This window comes from Gluconobacter sp. GP1, from assembly GCF_032913585.1.
GTDB classification, from domain to species: Bacteria; Pseudomonadota; Alphaproteobacteria; order Acetobacterales; family Acetobacteraceae; genus Gluconobacter; species Gluconobacter cerinus.
Genome location: NZ_JASGXC010000005.1, coordinates 24,106 through 41,286 on the forward strand (window position 1 = coordinate 24,106; position 17,181 = coordinate 41,286).

19 protein-coding genes are annotated in these 17,181 nt (G+C 56.8%); 6 read left to right on the top strand and 13 right to left on the bottom strand.

What is annotated here, in order from left to right; genetic code table 11:
• Positions 1–200: 200 nt before the first annotated feature.
• Together eda and edd are read right to left on the bottom strand one after the other, a co-directional pair.
• Complete coding sequence (gene eda / locus R5H23_RS12645; protein WP_099213145.1) at positions 201–824, bottom strand: bifunctional 4-hydroxy-2-oxoglutarate aldolase/2-dehydro-3-deoxy-phosphogluconate aldolase; 624 nt, start codon at positions 822–824, stop codon at positions 201–203.
• A 12-nt stretch (positions 825–836) separates the two neighbouring features.
• A complete protein-coding gene (edd, locus tag R5H23_RS12650) occupies positions 837–2,684 on the bottom strand; it encodes a phosphogluconate dehydratase (protein ID WP_317215632.1) in 1,848 nt (615 codons plus the stop codon).
• Positions 2,685–3,122: 438 nt separating this feature from the next.
• On the opposite strand from edd, the gene R5H23_RS12655 reads away from it, so the two are divergent.
• A complete protein-coding gene (locus tag R5H23_RS12655; RefSeq protein ID WP_317215633.1) occupies positions 3,123–3,797 on the top strand; it encodes a YfdX family protein in 675 nt (224 codons plus the stop codon).
• A 103-nt stretch (positions 3,798–3,900) separates the two neighbouring features.
• Here R5H23_RS12655 and R5H23_RS12660 read toward each other — a convergent pair whose 3' ends face one another.
• The 4 genes from R5H23_RS12660 to aroQ are packed head-to-tail and all read right to left on the bottom strand — an operon-like array spanning position 3,901 to position 6,736.
• Positions 3,901–4,470, bottom strand: coding sequence for an NIPSNAP family protein (locus R5H23_RS12660; RefSeq protein ID WP_317215634.1), 570 nt, complete (start codon positions 4,468–4,470; stop codon positions 3,901–3,903).
• A gap of 15 nt (positions 4,471–4,485) precedes the next feature.
• Positions 4,486–5,835, bottom strand: a complete 1,350-nt coding sequence (accC, locus tag R5H23_RS12665) for an acetyl-CoA carboxylase biotin carboxylase subunit (RefSeq protein WP_046901132.1) — start codon at positions 5,833–5,835, stop codon at positions 4,486–4,488.
• The gene (locus R5H23_RS12670; protein WP_099213141.1) at positions 5,835–6,290 is read right to left on the bottom strand and encodes an acetyl-CoA carboxylase biotin carboxyl carrier protein subunit; all 456 of its coding nucleotides are present in this window, start codon (positions 6,288–6,290) and stop codon (positions 5,835–5,837) included. The genes accC and R5H23_RS12670 overlap by 1 nt, the downstream gene beginning before the upstream one ends.
• Complete coding sequence (gene aroQ, locus R5H23_RS12675; protein ID WP_023943307.1) at positions 6,287–6,736, bottom strand: type II 3-dehydroquinate dehydratase; 450 nt, start codon at positions 6,734–6,736, stop codon at positions 6,287–6,289. Before aroQ ends, R5H23_RS12670 begins: the two co-directional genes overlap by 4 nt.
• A gap of 212 nt (positions 6,737–6,948) precedes the next feature.
• On the opposite strand from aroQ, the gene R5H23_RS12680 reads away from it, so the two are divergent.
• A complete protein-coding gene (locus R5H23_RS12680) occupies positions 6,949–7,509 on the top strand; it encodes a septal ring lytic transglycosylase RlpA family protein (RefSeq protein WP_408874356.1) in 561 nt (186 codons plus the stop codon).
• 30 nt (positions 7,510–7,539) lie between these two features.
• Here the strand turns inward: R5H23_RS12680 and R5H23_RS12685 are convergent, their stop codons facing one another.
• On the bottom strand, positions 7,540–8,688 hold the full coding sequence (locus R5H23_RS12685) for a YihY/virulence factor BrkB family protein (RefSeq protein ID WP_211501333.1): 1,149 nt from the start codon (positions 8,686–8,688) through the stop codon (positions 7,540–7,542).
• Positions 8,689–9,071: 383 nt separating this feature from the next.
• On the opposite strand from R5H23_RS12685, the gene R5H23_RS12690 reads away from it, so the two are divergent.
• Both R5H23_RS12690 and R5H23_RS12695 read left to right on the top strand, forming a co-directional pair.
• Positions 9,072–10,211, top strand: coding sequence for a type III PLP-dependent enzyme (locus tag R5H23_RS12690; RefSeq protein WP_211498528.1), 1,140 nt, complete (start codon positions 9,072–9,074; stop codon positions 10,209–10,211).
• 118 nt (positions 10,212–10,329) lie between these two features.
• Complete coding sequence (locus R5H23_RS12695) at positions 10,330–10,536, top strand: molybdopterin-binding protein (RefSeq protein ID WP_046901128.1); 207 nt, start codon at positions 10,330–10,332, stop codon at positions 10,534–10,536.
• A 124-nt stretch (positions 10,537–10,660) separates the two neighbouring features.
• Here the strand turns inward: R5H23_RS12695 and R5H23_RS12700 are convergent, their stop codons facing one another.
• From R5H23_RS12700 to R5H23_RS12725, 6 genes are all read right to left on the bottom strand, one after another.
• A complete protein-coding gene (locus tag R5H23_RS12700; protein WP_198942027.1) occupies positions 10,661–11,221 on the bottom strand; it encodes a hypothetical protein in 561 nt (186 codons plus the stop codon).
• Positions 11,222–11,422: 201 nt separating this feature from the next.
• Complete coding sequence (locus R5H23_RS12705) at positions 11,423–11,929, bottom strand: molybdenum cofactor biosynthesis protein MoaE (protein WP_099213138.1); 507 nt, start codon at positions 11,927–11,929, stop codon at positions 11,423–11,425.
• The gene (locus R5H23_RS12710) at positions 11,926–12,753 is read right to left on the bottom strand and encodes a MoaD family protein (RefSeq protein WP_317215636.1); all 828 of its coding nucleotides are present in this window, start codon (positions 12,751–12,753) and stop codon (positions 11,926–11,928) included. The genes R5H23_RS12705 and R5H23_RS12710 overlap by 4 nt, the downstream gene beginning before the upstream one ends.
• Complete coding sequence (gene moaC, locus R5H23_RS12715) at positions 12,750–13,232, bottom strand: cyclic pyranopterin monophosphate synthase MoaC (protein ID WP_211496701.1); 483 nt, start codon at positions 13,230–13,232, stop codon at positions 12,750–12,752. The genes R5H23_RS12710 and moaC overlap by 4 nt, the downstream gene beginning before the upstream one ends.
• An 18-nt stretch (positions 13,233–13,250) precedes the next feature.
• Entirely contained in the window at positions 13,251–14,324 is a 1,074-nt protein-coding gene (gene moaA / locus R5H23_RS12720) for a GTP 3',8-cyclase MoaA (RefSeq protein WP_408874354.1), read from the bottom strand.
• On the bottom strand, positions 14,278–15,474 hold the full coding sequence (locus tag R5H23_RS12725) for a molybdopterin molybdotransferase MoeA (protein ID WP_317215637.1): 1,197 nt from the start codon (positions 15,472–15,474) through the stop codon (positions 14,278–14,280). Before R5H23_RS12725 ends, moaA begins: the two co-directional genes overlap by 47 nt.
• Before the next feature lie 146 nt (positions 15,475–15,620).
• Here R5H23_RS12725 and R5H23_RS12730 point away from each other — a divergent pair, with 146 nt between their 5' ends.
• Together R5H23_RS12730 and R5H23_RS12735 are read left to right on the top strand one after the other, a co-directional pair.
• On the top strand, positions 15,621–16,586 hold the full coding sequence (locus R5H23_RS12730; RefSeq protein WP_317215638.1) for an XdhC family protein: 966 nt from the start codon (positions 15,621–15,623) through the stop codon (positions 16,584–16,586).
• Entirely contained in the window at positions 16,586–17,176 is a 591-nt protein-coding gene (locus tag R5H23_RS12735; protein ID WP_317215639.1) for a nucleotidyltransferase family protein, read from the top strand. The genes R5H23_RS12730 and R5H23_RS12735 overlap by 1 nt, the downstream gene beginning before the upstream one ends.
• Positions 17,177–17,181: the final 5 nt, after the last annotated feature.

Genomic DNA, 17,181 nt, shown 5'->3' on the forward strand with positions numbered 1-17,181 from the left:
CGATTCGGACGTTATCGGAAAGGGCCGTAACCCCTTTTCCTGCAAAGATATTCATAAATTCCATCCCCTCTTCTTCTGGGGATGTTCTTTATCCGTTCTCAAGCAGAGAAACAGGCCCTCAATGAAAAAAAGAAAGGCGATCCGGATCACTTCCAGACCGCCTTCCTGTTTTCAGTGGAGCGAATAATTTACAAGGGATCTTAGCTCTGGCGCAAAAGAGCAGCAGCCGTTGCGCGCTGCGTCACCGTCTTTGCGTCGAACTCACCTGCCGTAATCCACGATCCGCCGACACAGGATACAGAAGGAAGTGCCAGCCAGTCCGGAGCGCTCCCTTCAGTGATGCCGCCCGTCGGGCAGAAGCGGACATTGCCAAATACACTGGCCAAGCTCTTCAGCGCCGGAATGCCACCATTGGTCACAGCCGGGAAGAACTTGAAGCGTGTCAGGCCCAGATCCAGACCGCGCATGATGTCACCAGCATTTGCGACGCCCGGAAGGAAAGGCATGTCATGGTCGCGGGCAGCGTCAGCCAGCGGTGCGGTTAAGCCAGGGCTCACGATAAAGCGGGAGCCAGCCTTCACTGCACGCTCCAGATCCGTCGGGTTCAACACAGTGCCGGCACCAACAAACGCGCCCTCAACCTTGGACATTTCCTCGATCACTTCGAGCGCACAAGGCGTCCGCAGCGTTACTTCCAGAGTGGTCAGGCCACCAGCGACCAGCGCTTCAGCCAAGGGACGAGCCTGTGCAACATCATTGACCACCAGCACCGGAATAACCGGGCAGCGGGTCATGACAGCATCAAGTTTGGCAGTATCAGTCATGAAATTTGGTCCTTAGTGAATGGCGTCGCCAACGGCTTCGATTACCTGATCCATTTGGGCCAGCATGGCCGATGCGCCGGTTTCGGCCGGATCATGCACCGAACGCATGAGGGCGAACAACTCACGTCCGGTTCCGAGAGCAGGCGGTGGCGGCGCAACAGGTTCGCGTGCCTCCCATTCTGCCGGATCGACGAGAACCTCAATCTGCCCGGTTACGGCACAAACCCGGATCATGTCACCATCCCGAACGCGGGCAATCGGGCCCCCGACCTGAGCTTCCGGGCCGACGTGAATGGCAGCAGGCACCTTACCACTCGCACCTGACATCCGTCCGTCTGTCAGGAGAGCCACCTTGTAGCCCCGATCCTGCAACACGCCGAGCGTTGGCGTCAGTTTATGCAGTTCCGGCATTCCGTTGGCTTCCGGCCCCTGGAACCGCACAACAACAACGACATCCCGCTCAAGCTCACCATTCTGGAACGCCGTAGCGACATCATGCTGATCATGGAAAACGCGCGCCGGGGCTTCAATAGTCAGGAATTCTTCAGCAATGGCACTGCTTTTATAGATGCCACGACCGACATTGCCCTGCATGAGCTTGATACCACCATCAGCCTTGAACGGCTCCTTGACGTCACGGAGAATGTCACGGTCCAGCGATGGCTTGGCATGCGTGTAAACGACTTCGTCATCCTGCAGGCTGGCACGGCAGGCATAATCCGCAAATCCGCCGCGTGAGACCGTCATGATGTCCGTGTGCAGAAGGCCGGCACGGGAAAGCTCAGCAATCAGTGTCGGCATACCACCCACATGATTGAAGGCGTTCACGTCCTCAGAGCCACTGGGGTAAACGCGCGTCATCAGCGGAACTGCGGCTGAGAGGCGGCTCAGATCTTCCCAGTCAATGATGATACCAGCAGCTCGGGCAATGGCAGGCAAATGGATGGTGTGGTTGGTCGAACCGCCGGTTGCCAGCAATCCGACTGCCGCATTCACAATGGCCTTTTCATCAACACACTGTGCCAGTGATCGGACATCTTCGCCATTCAGGCTGATTTCCGCCAGACGATGGACGCTTGCGCGCGTCATGGCCTGCCGAAGCGGCGTGTTCGGATTGATGAAGGCAGAATCCGGCATCATGAGACCCATGATCTCAACCATCATTTGGTTCGTATTGGCCGTGCCGTAGAAGGTGCATGTGCCGGCGCTATGGTAGGAGGCATTTTCCGCTTCCATCAGACGGTCCTGCCCGACCTTGCCCTGCACATAGAGCTGACGGATCCGCTGCTTTTCCTTGTTAGGAAGGCCTGACGGCATAGGGCCGGCCGGGATCAGCATTGTCGGCAGATGCCCGAAGCGCAGAGCCCCCATCAGCAGGCCCGGGACAATCTTGTCACAGATCCCCAGAAGCGCGACACCTTCGAACATGCCGTGGCTCAGGCCGACAGCCGTGGACATGGCAATAACGTCACGGGAGAACAGGGAAAGCTCCATTCCCTCCTGTCCCTGCGTCACGCCATCACACATTGCTGGCGCGCCACCGGCGATCTGAGCAGTTGCACCAACTTCGCGGGCGAACAGCTTCATCTGGTCCGGGTAACGTCCATACGGCTGATGCGCCGACAGCATGTCGTTGTAAGTCGTCACAATCCCGAGGTTCGTGCTGGCCGGACGCATGAGCTCCGGCTTGTCAGACGCAGCCGCTGCAATGGCGTGAGCGAGGTTTCCGCAGGCCAGGCGTGGACGGGAGACGCCTTTGGCCCGGTTTCGCTCCATCAGAGCAAGATAACGGCGACGGGAGACTTTCGAACGCTCGATGATCCGGGCGGTCACGCTCTCGACGACGGAATTCAAAGACATTGGAACACTCGCTGCTCGACTGACACACGCGCTGCCAGACGGAAAAAACGCTCTTTCCGCTGAAAGACACAGCCTCGTGAAGGGGCTACTTTCATACGGAACCGAACCTGGAACAGCAACACCTCACAATGCCTTTCCGAGAAAATTTATTATTTTTATTTCTCAGAATGGCTTTTTATCTTTTCATTTAAACCGTTTTTTTTCGAAAAAATGAAAATAAAGTACAAACTCAGACTTACCCAGTATTTTCAATATTATGTATTTTCATATACGTCGATGCGATGATGAGCAAATACTCAAAATGAATTCCTATCGCAGGAAATCAGAACGAAATTGATCCGGATTAATGATGAAATATAAATCAACTTTCATTTGATAGATTCTGAATTATGTTTTTATGTTTCTCGATATTGATTTTATATTCATTAGGACCTCATCATGCGAATTCTACTTCCCATCCTTGCATCAGCAGCCTTGACACTCTCTACTATGCCAGCGCATGCCGGATCTCTTCATAAGGACTGGGAATCTTTCAAAGCTCATCGGGCATTTCATCACCTGTCTGCTGACGGGCAACGCGCCGTTACGGACATTCTCAAAGCACGTCAGATCCTGAGTGCCGGACAGACAGATGCGGCCATTCCAGCTCTCTATGACGCCCAGAAGCGACTGACAGCCGCAACAACGGCCAGTCAGAAGTTCCAGGCTGCAGAAAACGATCTGCATGCAGCCCCACAGCACCCACTTCCCTCAACGCATCATGCGATCTCCGGCCAGGTTGACTGGCTACCCGTGGGTGGTGAGTTCATTGCCAGCGAGACGCTTGCCCCAGAGCAGAAAGCAGCCGTCGCATCCGCCAATGCACAGCTGAAAAACGGTGATACGGATTCAGCTGCCCAGACAATGAAGGTCGTGGGCCAGAACGCGGACTTCATTCTCGCCCTAGCCCCGATTGCCCCATTCCAGGGCGCAATCAATCGGGCAACTGTCTTCACAGAAGGTCGCCATCCGCAGCAAGCTGTAGAGGCTCTGGATGAAGCTCTGGATTCCATTGTGTTTGTGTCCGAAGACTTCGTTACGACACTAGCCCCCGCAAACGCGACCAAGAAGTAAGCTCTCGCGCCCATCTAACGCGCAGAACCAGAAACAAAAAAAGGCGGCCTGCATATTCTGCAGGCCGCCTTTTTTTGAATACGGACACTAAAGACCGAACACTTCAGTTCCAGAGAGAGATTGCCAATGGCAGCAGAATCTCGCTTTCCATCCGCGTCAGAAACGGCGCGACTTTTGGCGGCCAGCTTCCGGTAGCCACAGCAGCGGCCCTCTTTTCCGACCGTGCATTCAGGTCTGCATAAGGCCACAGATGCGCAATGCGCGGCGTGCCCTCAAGAGAGACGAGTGTGCACGTCAGCGAGGAGACCGTTTCTCTCTCCGGCACAGCAGCAAGGAAACGCTCCTCAACGTCAGGCATGCCATCCGCCTTGGCCTCATAGCAGCGCCATTCATAGACACTTCCATAAGAGCCGGGATTGGCGATAGGCGTGATGGCGCGCCAGGATGTCACTTCCACCCGAACCAGGTTCTCATGAGGCAGGCTAGACAAGACGTCTGGACGGCCACTCAAAAGCGCCTCGTAGGTCTGCGCTGCCCTGAGAAGGGTAATGCGGTTCAGGCGACCTATTTCGGTCACCCATGCCCCTACCCCCTCAAGACCTGAGAGAGCAGAGACCACCTGCGGGATATGCCCAGGCTGAACGTCCAGAAAGATGGTCTCTACATAACTCATCACATCATCTCCGCTTCAGGACTTGGTCTGGGCGGCGACAAAGTTTTCCAGCCAGTGAATTGTGTAGTCACCTTTCTGGAAAGTCGGATCCGCCAGAATTTTCCGATGAAGCGGGATAACCGTTTCCACTCCATCCACCACACATTCATCCAAAGCACGCTGCATGCGGGCAATGGCTTCCTGGCGCGTCGGCGCATGAACGATAAGCTTGGCGATCATGCTGTCGTAGTAAGGCGGGATGCGATAGCCAGCGTAAATGGCGCTGTCCATTCGCACACCAAGACCGCCTGGGGCATGGAAAACATTGACCGTGCCAGGGCTCGGCGCAAAGGTTTCGGGGTTTTCGGCGTTGATACGGCACTCGATCGCATGGCCGGACATCTTGATGTCCTTTTGCGTATAACCGAGTTGCTCACCAGCAGCGATCCGGATCTGCTCACGCACCAGATCGACACTGCACACCATTTCTGTCACCGGATGTTCCACCTGAAGGCGGGTATTCATCTCGATGAAGCAGAATTGGCCATCCTGATATAGGAACTCAAGCGTGCCGGCATTGCGATAGCCCATGCGAGCCAGAGCCTCGGTCGAAGTACGACCGATTTCTTCACGTTCGGCATCCGTCAGAGCTGGGGAACCGGCTTCTTCAAGCAGCTTCTGGTGACGACGCTGAAGGGAGCAGTCACGCTCGCCGAAATGCACTACGTTGCCATGCGCATCGCCAAGGATCTGAAGCTCGATATGACGCGGGCGATCGAGATACTTCTCGAGATAGACCTCGTCATTCCCGAAGGCGGCACGGGCTTCTGCACGAGCTACCGACCAGGCTTCCTCGATATCGTCCGCAGTCTGCGCAACCTTCATGCCGCGACCACCGCCGCCGGCAGCGGCCTTGATCAGGACCGGATAACCGACCTTCTCGGCGACTTCACGGGCGGCCTGAATATCGACCAGCGCCCCATCGGAGCCTGGCACCAGCGGCACGCCAAGCGCGCGCATGGTCGTCTTGGCCGTGATCTTGTCGCCCATCGTGCGGATATGCTCCGCCGTCGGGCCAATGAACGCCAGACCATGCTCTTCAACAGTCTCGGCGAACTCGGCATTTTCTGACAGAAAGCCATAACCCGGATGAATGGCATCCGCGCCCGTAATCATGGCGGCTGACAGAATGGCAGCGACGTTCAGATAAGAATCGCGTGCACTCGGCGGACCAATGCAGACGGCTTCATCGGCAAGACGCACATGCATTGCATCGGCGTCAGCCGTCGAATGCACGGCCACGGTTTTGATGCCCATCTCACGGCAGGCGCGCTGGATACGCAGCGCGATCTCGCCTCGATTGGCAATAAGGACTTTAGAAATCATTACTCGATGATCGCCAGAGCTTCGCCAAATTCAACAGGCTGACCGGACTCGACAAAGAACTTTGTCAGGGTGCCAGAGCGAGGAGCCTTGATCTGGTTAAAGGTTTTCATGGCTTCGATCAGCATGATCGTCTGACCGGCAGAAACGGTCTGACCTTCCTGAGCGAATGCCGGGGAAGCCGGATCCGGCGCCAGATAGGCGACACCCACCATCGGGCTGGGAACCGCACCAGGATGCTTGGCAGGATCAGCCGGAGGTGCCGCAACAGGAGCAGCGGCTGGTGCTGCGGCGGGAGCAGCAGCAACGGCTGGTGCAGCAGCCTGAACCACGTTGACGTTGCGCGCCACGCGAATGCGGCTATCAGCTTCGGAGATCTCGATTTCGGTCAGGCCGGTCTGCGTCAGAATATCGGCCAATGCCCGAATGGCATCCTTGTCCACGAGCATGCGGCTCATCCTTCGTCTTCGATCATGTCGGTTATTGCCTGAAGCGCATGCGCGTATCCCCTGACGCCGAGGCCGCAGATCACACCGATGGCGGCCTGCGAGACGTAGGTATGATGGCGGAATGGCTCCCGGCGATGAATATTGGAAATATGAACCTCAACTATCGGCAACTCAACCGCAAGAAGCGCGTCGAGCAGGGCAATCGAGGTATGCCCATAAGCAGCAGGATTGATCACGATTCCATCAGCGCGGCCGCGACACTCCTGCACCCAGGACACAAGTTCTCCCTCACCGTTGGTCTGGCGGAAATCGATCGCGACATCGAGGCGTTCAGCAGCCTGAATACACACCTGCTCGACATCGTCGAGCGTAGCGTGACCGTAGATTCCAGGCTGGCGCAGACCCAGCATATTGAGATTCGGACCGTTCAGAACGGCAATGAGAGGACGTTTCATCTGGCCGCGCGATAGCACTTTCGGAGCCGTCATGAAAGCGTCATCGCCCTAATCCTGCCGTCTTCGCAGGCTTCAAAAGGGGGACAGGCCCATGGTTTTGTGCTAGGAAGCACGGCTCAAGCCCGTTTTCGTCCACTGGAGAAGATACCAGTCTAGTGAAATTTGCCCCGCCTGCCATTCGCTCATCCCGTCGACTGTCTCCCCTGCGCAGCATGACATTTGCACTCGCGCTTGCCGGAATTGCAGGTGGAACGACTGCTCATGCAGCAGACGATTCTTCTGGTGATGCAGCGGGGACGGTCCGGACCAGCTGGGCAGCCTCTGTTCGATCCGCGCTGGCAAACCGGGCCCACAAGGCCGCGTCCTGGACCCAGCATGGCATGGCGAGCTGGTATGGGCGTCATTTCCACGGACGCCGCACCAGTAGCGGGACGATCTTCAACACAAATGATCTGACCGCCGCACACCCTTCCCTGCCGATTGGCACAAAACTGCTGGTGACGTCTGAAGATACGGGCCGTTCTGTTGTCGTCACAGTGAATGATCGCGGGCCGTTCAATAGCCGCATCATCGATCTTTCACATGCGGCAGCAGCGAAGATCGGGATGCTGAACAGCGGAACCGCTCACGTCACCATTGCCCGGATGGCTGACAAGCCTGCGTCAGATGCCGCGAGCGAAGTCGCTGAAGCCGAGTCCAAGGATACGAGCGAACAAGCCATCAAGGCCGCCGGCAACCAATCTGACAGCACAAAGCAGCCCACCCACCGTTAAAACGACGGACGGGCTGAGTTACCCCGGTGGTTACCGGGGTGTACTTTCGGCCGTAACGGCTTCAGCAATCAAAGGGTCTGTCTGTGGCAGACCAGCAATCCGGGGCTGCGCACCTTTAATGCGCTCTTCCAGCCCCGCATTCAGCTCTGCTCCGAAGAGCACAACATACGCACTGACAAAGAACCACATCATAATTGCCGCAACTGCCCCCAAGGGTCCATAGGTTGCGCCGTAGCTCGCAAAGTGCGCGACGTACCACGAAAACCCGAGCGACATGAGAACCCACAGGACGGTCGCCAGCGCTGATCCGGGAAATATCCACCGCCACTTTGCTGGCTCCCGACTGGGGGCAAAGCGATAAAGCATCGTGACTGCCACGAACACGAACAGCAGCATCAGGATCGGTGCAAGCGTGTGCACGACAAGCGGCGCACCGTAAGACACCAGAAGATCAAACGGCGGCGGCGGCTTTCTGAAACCCAGATACCGCGGAAGGTAATCAACCAGCGCAGGCGCAGCCACCATCAGCGCCAATGTCAGCGCAGCCCCAACAACAGCCATCAGGGTGGTGGCCAGAGCAGTCGCCTGAAACCTCAGGAAGCCGCGTGTTTCGGTGGCATTATACGCCATATTCAACGCGGACAGGATGGATTTCGTACTGGCTGAAGCGGACCATAAGGCGACGGAAACAGAAAAAATCAGCCCGATGGTCAGAGACGTATGCGGCTGGGAAACCAGCTCGTGGATCCGATTGCCAATCAGCGAATAAGCTGTTGGGGGCAGCAGATGACGCAGCACTTCAAGCTGCGGCTCAACGGTCTGCAGATCAAATGCCAGACCATAAAGCGAGATCAGGCTCGATATGGCCGGAAAGAGAGAGAGCGTGGCGTAAAACGCGCAGCCCGCAGCAGAAAGGGACGTCTGGGACGATCCTACTTCCGAGAAAACCTGGCGCAGGACGATCTTCCACCCCGCTCTGGGCATACTCAGAGGGGAGTTCGCTCCCGTACCCGGGGCATCAGGACCAAGTTCACGCGCCTTGCGAATATCTTCTTCACTGGGTTCAGGCGCCAGTTCATGGACACGTTGGATGTCCTGGTGGATTTTTTTCCGGTCAGGCTCCGAAGGTGCGTCTGGCGCTGGACCGGAAGCTGACGCAGAATCGGGAAATAAGCTCACTCAGGGGGTCCTCGGCAGTTCCTGTTATGGGCAACAGGCGAGATTAAGTCGTTCCGTTCTCAGGATCGACAGAACCTAGCATACGCAGAAATCGCCTTCTGCGTTCCGAATTTGCCCCGATTTCAATCCCCTCAATATTTCCAAAACACAAATAATGCAAAATTAGCTCTTGCAACGGCGGGGCTTTGGTTTCATACGCCCCGTCACGCAGCAACGCACGTGCCACTGGCCCTCTCGAGGTTACGCAACGACGTCAAGCGTTCTGGCCTTCCGGGTCCCGCTTCTTTTGGGTCCCCGCTATTCGCTGGTCCGTTCGACCGTTTCGCAACACACTCGCAGGGTGTAACTGTTCCCTGACGAGTCCGGTTCTGGGAAAGAGTGTCATGACTCCCAAAATCACCCGTTTTCTTGCCGAGCAGCAGCCGGCAACCCCTTGCCTCGTCGTTGATCTCGATGTTGTGGAAAGCAACTATCGTGCCCTTCACGACGCCCTACCAGCTGGCAAGATCTATTACGCCATCAAGGCCAATCCGGCACCGTCCATCCTGAAGCGCCTTGTCGCTCTGGGATCGTCTTTCGATGCAGCATCGCTCGAAGAAATCCGGATGTGCCTGAAGGCTGGCGCCACACCTGATCGCATCTCTTATGGCAATACGCTCAAGAAGGTTGGTGCGATCCGTGAAGCCCGGGACATGGGCATTGATCTCTTTGTGCTCGACAGCATGGAAGAGCTCGAAAAGATTGCAGAGAACGCACCGGGAGCGCGCGTCTTCTGCCGCCTGGCTGTTGAGAACGAAGGCGCTGACTGGCCGCTGTCGCGCAAGTTCGGCACAACAATTGCCCACGCCCGCGATCTGATGATCCGTGCGCGCGATCTGGGCCTGCATCCCTATGGCCTCTCGTTCCATGTCGGAAGCCAGCAGACGGGTATCGCCGCTTACCAGCACGCCATTGCAACGGCCGCACGCCTCTATCATGAGCTGCGCGCCGAAGGCCTTGACCTTCAGATGATCAATCTGGGCGGCGGCTTCCCAACCCATTATCGGGAAGACATTCCGTCTGTGCAGGAATTTGGCGCTGCCATTCAGGCCGCTCTCCGTGAGCACTTTCCTGATGGGCAGCCAGAGGTTCTGCTGGAGCCGGGTCGATATATGGTTGGCCAGGCTGGTGTAGTGTCGAGCGAGGTCATTCTTGTGAGCCGTCGTGGCGGTGCAGAAACAGACCCACGCTGGGTCTATCTGGACATCGGACGCTTCGGTGGCCTCGCGGAGACGGAAGGTGAAGCCATTCGCTACACATTCCGCACGTCTCGCGACGACACAGACAGCTCACGTTCCCCCTGCGTCGTGGCAGGACCAAGCTGCGATGGTGTCGATATTCTCTATGAGAAGAACCGCATCCCGCTGCCGAACAGCCTGAAGTCTGGAGATCGTATCGAAATCCTGGCGACTGGCGCTTATGTTTCGACCTACTGCTCCGTCGGGTTCAATGGTTTTCCGCCCCTGACCGAGCACTATATCTAAGACGCTTCTGATTGGGGGTGGCACAGGCCATCCCCGAAAAAAGCCTTGTCTGCTTCCTCAGGCCTTGTGTCCTAATGTGTCACCCCCATCTCCAAGGGGGTAGCAAAAGGACAGCACCATGAAACTCAGCGCACGTAATCAGCTCAAAGGCCAGATTACACAGATCGTAAAAGGCGCAACGACGTCTCACATCACGATCGACGTCAACGGCACGATTATTACAAGTGCCATCACCAATGAAGCTGTTGAGGAACTGTCACTGACAGTGGGCAAGGAAGCCTATGCAGTTATCAAGGCTTCCAGCGTCATGGTTGGCGTGGACTGAGTCCACACACCCATTCGGTCCAGACTTCACTCATGATTGCAGGGCAGTCTGGTGAGGTCTGACCGCTTTTAAATCCAAGCCCCGCAGGCTGTGGTGTTTCATCTCTTGTAGATTTCAGCGGAATTCAGTGCAGAGTGCGTCCCGCCCAGGCCTGAGGGATATCCCGTGGCCAAAGAACCCGCATTTCAGCCGGATGAATCTTTTTCCATCGTGCCAGAGATGACAAAGCTCCGGCCCCCGCTGTCTTGCGCTCATGCCGCGGAAGCCAGTGACCGATCCCAGCCATACAGTCTGAAATCAGGGCGAGAGCCGTGACGATGTAGCCCTGCATCAGTCGCTCGGGGAAAAGGTCGGCAAGAAGGTGGAAGACTTCCTTCTGGCCATCATTCTGCACCGTCTGAATCCCCTGGAGAAAGCGCTCCTCCATCGCACTTAGCCCCTGAGAGCCTGGCGGATTGATATCCAGCACAGGCTGCCCGGCTTCTCTAAGATGCTGGGCTGCATCCTCGAACGCGCGCTCCGCGGCATCAAGAACAGGACGGAAAGATGCCGGAAACATGCCATCCGTCGTGCGGGTTTCATGGCAGTACGGCAGGCGGTATCGGCTGACCAGACACCGGATACTCCAGAGTGCCAGTCTTTCGCAGCAGCACAGGTCAGACAGGAAAAGCGGTGTCCGTGTCATGATCAATCTCCGAATCAGCAGAACCAGAGACACTCTAATTGAGAATGATTTGCAATATCAAACTAAAAATGCGTGACCGCACGCTTGTTGCACGAAAAAAAATGCTCGCTGCCCTCTCCTGGAAAGAGGACAGCAACACTCTGATTTTTCAGAAAGAAGAGAATGCCCGGCCATAGTCAGACGCACTCGCCGGGCAATAGATCAGTGCTTGTGACCGCAAGACCCATGATCGTGGTGGTGATGATGGTCGTGCCCGTGATCGTCATCGCTTATCCGGGGAGCGACCTGACAGTGATGGCAGGCCACCCATTCGGCGTCACCATCCAGATAATGCTCTTTCTTCCAGACGGGCACCCGGTGCTTGATCTCGTCGATGATATAACGACAGGCTCGGAATGCAGCATCGCGATGAGGCGCGGACACGCCGATCCAGACGGCAACATCCCCAACCCGTAGTGTTCCCGTCCGGTGCATGGCCACAGCATGGCTGATTTCAAATCGAGCCAATGCTTCTTCAATAATCCGCGCACCCTCTTTTTCAGCGAGAGCAGCGTAGGATTCATATTCCAGGCCATCCACTGGACGGCCCTCGTTGCTATTGCGAACCCAGCCTTCAAAAGTGCAGAAGCCACCTGCTTCAGCCAGATGTAAGCCCTCTCGCAGCATGTTCAGATCGACTGGCGCATCAGCCATCAGAAAATGGGTCATCCGCCGGTCACCGGCGGAATGAACACAACGTGGTCCCCGCTCTTCAGAGGCTGCGTCCAAGGTGCGAAATCTCCATTCAAAGCAACCCGCAGGCGATCAGCCTCGAACGGAAAGCCATATTTCTCTTTCAGCTGCTCATAAAGCGGGCCGACCGTTCCGAAATGCGTTTCCACAGTTTCGGTTTTCTGCCCTGCGAGTTCACGCATCTGAGCAAAATATTCCACATCAAGGCGGATCATCTGTCCTCCCAATCGCCGTGAGACGCTTGCACGTTCTTCCGGAGTATTGATGTTATCCAGAGCACCGACTGTCCGCGGGGAAAGCAGTAACGTCTGGCTATTGATAAGAAGCTTACGAGGACACTTCCGCCCTCCTTCGACCTGAAGCGCCAGAGCGTCCAGCGCTCTCGGCTCCCAGATCGCACAGAGAGGTTCTGGCAGTCCGTCATGTTCGCTGCGGTAAGCCACTGCCACATGCCGATCATCACGGGCAGTAATCAGAGTTTCAAGCGTAACCTGATCCAGAAGTGGCAGATCACACGCCAGAACCAGCCAGGCGGCCTCCGGGAATGCCTGATGTGCAGACAGAAGACCTGCGGCTGGACCGTCTACCGTGACAGCGTCAACAATCTGAGGAAACCGTGCCCGTAGCGGATCCTCTTTCTGTGCCGGACGCACAGAGACAAAACAGCGTTCTACAAGCGTAGAAAGCGCGTCATACGCCACGTGTAACTGGGGCGCTCCGTGATAGGTCAGCTCAGCCTTGTCCTGCCCCATCCGCGCACTAACGCCACCCGCCAGAACCAGACCGTAAAGCGGCCTCATGCTTCAATCCGCTGGAAGTCACGCTTTCCACCGGCCTTCCCCATAAGCTTCACTTCGCGAATGACCATGTCATGAGACAGGGCCTTACACATGTCATAGATCGTCAGAGCAGCGACTGAGGCACCCGTGAGGGCTTCCATTTCCACGCCTGTCTTGCCCTGGCAGGACACGCGGCAGTCAATGACGGCTTCATCACCCTCCATGGTGATTTCCACACGACATCCGTTCAGGGATAGAGGATGACACAGCGGGATCAGCTGGGACGTCGCTTTCACACCCATGACACCCGCAATCTGAGCAACAGTCAAAACCGCACCCTTCTTGGTCATGAACCCGGCATCACTCAGCGTCTGCGCAACGTCCCGGGGAAAAAGAACACGAGCCTGAGCATGAGCCGTGCGGTCTGTCACGGTCTTGCCGCTGACATCCACCATGCGCGGATCTTCACCACGTTCATCAACATGCGTGAGCGTTTTCATCCGTCCTGATCTCCCGATCTAACCACCGATATAATTCATTTCTATCCGACGTTTCGTCGAAGATGCCTCACCGGCGGTTCGTTCTTCACTGTACCTGTCGGTACGCATCCGCCACACCGAAGCCAGACGCTCGCGTAAAGCCTCCTCATCTGCCCCGCTGCGAAGAAGTGACCGCAGGTCTGTCCCTTCCGAAGCGAAAAGGCACGTATAAATCTGCCCTTCCGAAGACAGTCGCGCCCGTGAACAATCCCCACAGAACGGCGCTGTCACGGAAGAAATGAACCCAATCTCACCCGCACCATCCTGATACCGATACCGACGCGCAACCTCACCCTGATACTGCGCGCCCAGTGGCTCAAGCGGCCAGTGAGCGTTCAACCGCTCGACCAGCTCACGAGACGGAACAACTTCACCCAGCTCCCAGTGGTTCCGTGTGCCGACGTCCATGTATTCAATGAAACGGACGATAACACCCGTATGACGGAAGCGGGCAGCCAAAGCTTCGACCCCGTCATCATTCACCCCACGCTGCACAACGGTGTTCAGCTTAACCCCACCGGGGAACGACAATGCCTGCGCGTGCTCGATAGCCTCCAGAACTGGTTCGAGTTGTGCCCGGCCCCCACTCATTCGTGCAAAAACAGCGGGATCGAGACTGTCCAAACTTACCGTAATGCGCCCTAGACCAGCATCCTTCAAAGACTGTGCATGTCGGCCTAGTAAAACACCATTGGTCGTCAGTGCCACATCTTCGACGCCTGGAATTGCCACCAGCCTGCGCACCAAAGAGACAAGATCAGGCCTCAGAAGAGGCTCACCCCCTGTGAGACGCAATTTGGTGACGCCCAGCGAGACCGCCGCCCGTGCGACCCGGACAATTTCGTCAAAGCTCAGACGTTCCTTGGGCTCCAGAAAGCGAAAATGTTCATGATACGTCGCTTCCGGCATGCAGTAGGGGCATCGGAAGTTGCACCGGTCCATCACCGAAATCCGCAAATCATGCAGCGGGCGATTGAAGCGGTCCCGGACAGGATCGGGAGGCGTGCTACCAGCCATGGAACACAGCATGGGACCCGGCTGGGGCAGCGACATCGCCAGGCGCCAACTCCACGAACCCATCCGTTGCCGCAAGAAAGCTGAAATCGCCAGATGTGGGCATCGGATAAGGGCTTGCCCATGCCTGCCCCGAGGCATCGTGCAGGACACGAACGGGCAGATAGCGGGTCAATGTCGACACACGTGCAGCATCAGCATCGAGCTTAACGGAGTAGGTTTCTGGCCGACTGACGCCCTGCCCTGCCAGAAGCATGGGAATAACGTAACGTGTGGCACAACAGGTGGCCGACACGGGATTTCCCGGCAGACCAAAAACGCGCTGCCCCTCAGGACCAACCCCAAACCAGAGCGGCTTGCCGGGACGTTGCGCAACCTTATGAAAAACCCGCTCCACACCAAGTTTCGTCAGCGCCTTGGGGACGTGATCAAACTGCCCCATTGAAACGCCGCCGCTCAGGATCAGCACCTCATGCCGGGCAAGCTGCTTTTCCAGTGCCAGCATGGTCTCGGCCAGATCATCGGGGACCACCGAACGTTCAAGGCGGGTAAAGCCTCTCGAAGCCAAAGCTCCCGTCAAAGCGTATTCATTTGAACGCCTGATTTCCCAACTCTGAACAGTCGTCCCGACATCGACCAGTTCATCACCCGTGGCCACAATGCCGATTGAAGGCACTTTAGAGACTTCAACGGAGGGATATCCATTACCAGCCAGGACCGCCAATGCAGGCCCATTCAGACGCAGACCGGGATTCAGGAGTTCATGCCCCGCCTCACAGTCTGATCCTTTCAGATGAACGAACTGGCCTTTCTGGGGCTCATATCCGGCTTCAAAATGCACATGCTTGCCATCACGGATCAATCGCTCAACGGGAACAACGGTGTCAGCCCCTTCCGGCAAAACGGCTCCCGTCATGACATCAAGGCAGGTCGCTCCATCTGGAAGAGGCCGCGCGGGTATCCCTGCGCGCTGGACACCATGGCAGCCCAGAACTGCGCCAGCGCCATAACGGTAAGCCACGCCATCCATCATGACCCGGTCATAAGGAGGCTGATCACGTTCGGCATGGACACTCTGTTGCAGGATGCGGCCAGAAGCCTCGGCCAGTAGAACATGTTCCGTTCCAAAATGACCTGCATATCCGAGGACAAGATCCACGGCCTGCGCGACGCTCAGGAGTTCAACCAATTTCCGCTCCACTGATGATCCGTGTCCGGAGTTCATCTTTGCCGATATAGACCTGATGCCGCCCCGATCAACTCCCCGGCATGACAGGCTATGTCACAAACGCATTTGGGATTAGTCTCATGGCCCCATAAAGGAAAGGATATTTCATGATTGGGCCGGACGGGCTTGTTCCTCTTCCCCAGTGGCCAGACTATGGCCTGACAGACGATCTCCTCCCGTATCTGGAGATCTGGCTGGCACAGGGAAAAGAGGTAGCCCTTGCTACGCTGGTGTCAATCACCGGATCGTCTCCCCGCCCACTTGGCAGTGAAATGGCCATTTCCAGTGCGGGAGACGTACAGGGCTATGTGTCTGGCGGATGCGTGGAAGCAGCGGTTGCAGCAGAAGCCCTGCAATGCCTGAAAGACCGCCAGCCCAGATCTCTGGATTATGGCGCAGGCAGTCCGGTTCTGGATATTCAATTAACCTGTGGTGGCAGGATCGGCATTTTCGTTCGGCCCATCGCAAACCTTGCCGCTTATGTCGCTGCGCTCCGTCAGGCGAGAGAAGCCCGTCAGGCCATCATCGTACAAACGGACCTCGAAACCGGCGAGATGCATGTTTCGCCGTCAGTTGTGCAAACGCGGGGTAATTTGTTTGTACGACGACATACGCCACCGATTCGACTGATTGTCGCGGGAGGAGATCCGGTGACACTGGCTCTTCTGAAGCTGGCCCCCCAGTTTGGGGTTGAGCCTTTCCTGCTGCGCCCACTGGGTCCTGCGCTTCCGCCGGAAGGATTGGCGCCGGAGTGCTACGATCGTCGCTATCTGGACGAGGCTTTGCATGATTTGCGCCTGGATGCCTGGAGCGCAGTTTACGCTCTGACTCACGATGCTCACACTGACCTGGCCATTGCCTCGAAAGCTCTGAAATCTGACGCCTTCTGCGTTGGAATTCTGGGCAGCCGGCGCAAAATCTCCAACCGGCTCGCTGCGTTACACGCAGCCGGCATCACTGAAGAAGATCTGGAGAAACTTCACCTGCCCGCAGGGATGGACATCAACGCACGCAATCCGATGCAGATTGCTCTGTCAATTTTGTCCCAGATCACAGCGAACCGCCCAGCATAATGCCCCATGACGCAGTTCTTCTTGCCGCAGGCGGCAGCACGAGACTGAAGCGTCCCAAGCAGTTGCTCACCCGTCAGGGCACACCGCTTGTCCGGTACGTTGCAGAACTTCTCCTGAGCACATCTCCGGACCGATTGGTCATCATTACCGGAGGCTCCGCCGAAGCCGTCGCCTTAGCCCTTCAAGGGCTCCCTGTGGACATATGCTACAACCCGCTCTGGAACACCGGCCTGGCGAGTTCCATTCAATGCGCAGCACGAGTTTTGAGGGGACGGGACAGGTCAATTCTCATCGCGGGAACAGACCAGCCGAGGCTATCTCTGCCACACCTGCTCCGGCTGAGGGACACCCTCCCTGCCAATGCGAATGTCGTCACACAGTACAAAAAAGGCGCGATGGGAATTCCGGTTCGCGTCTCTGCCGCCACATTAGCCAAGGCCCCCGAAGTCAGTGGGGACAAAGGATTTCGAAACCTGTGGGCAGACCTGCCACCAAAAAAAATCGAGGCCCCCGAATTGCTCGAAGACCTCGATACTCCTGATCAAATGGCCGAAGCCGTCAAGGGAGGGTGGATTGATCCGCCTGCCTGACGTCT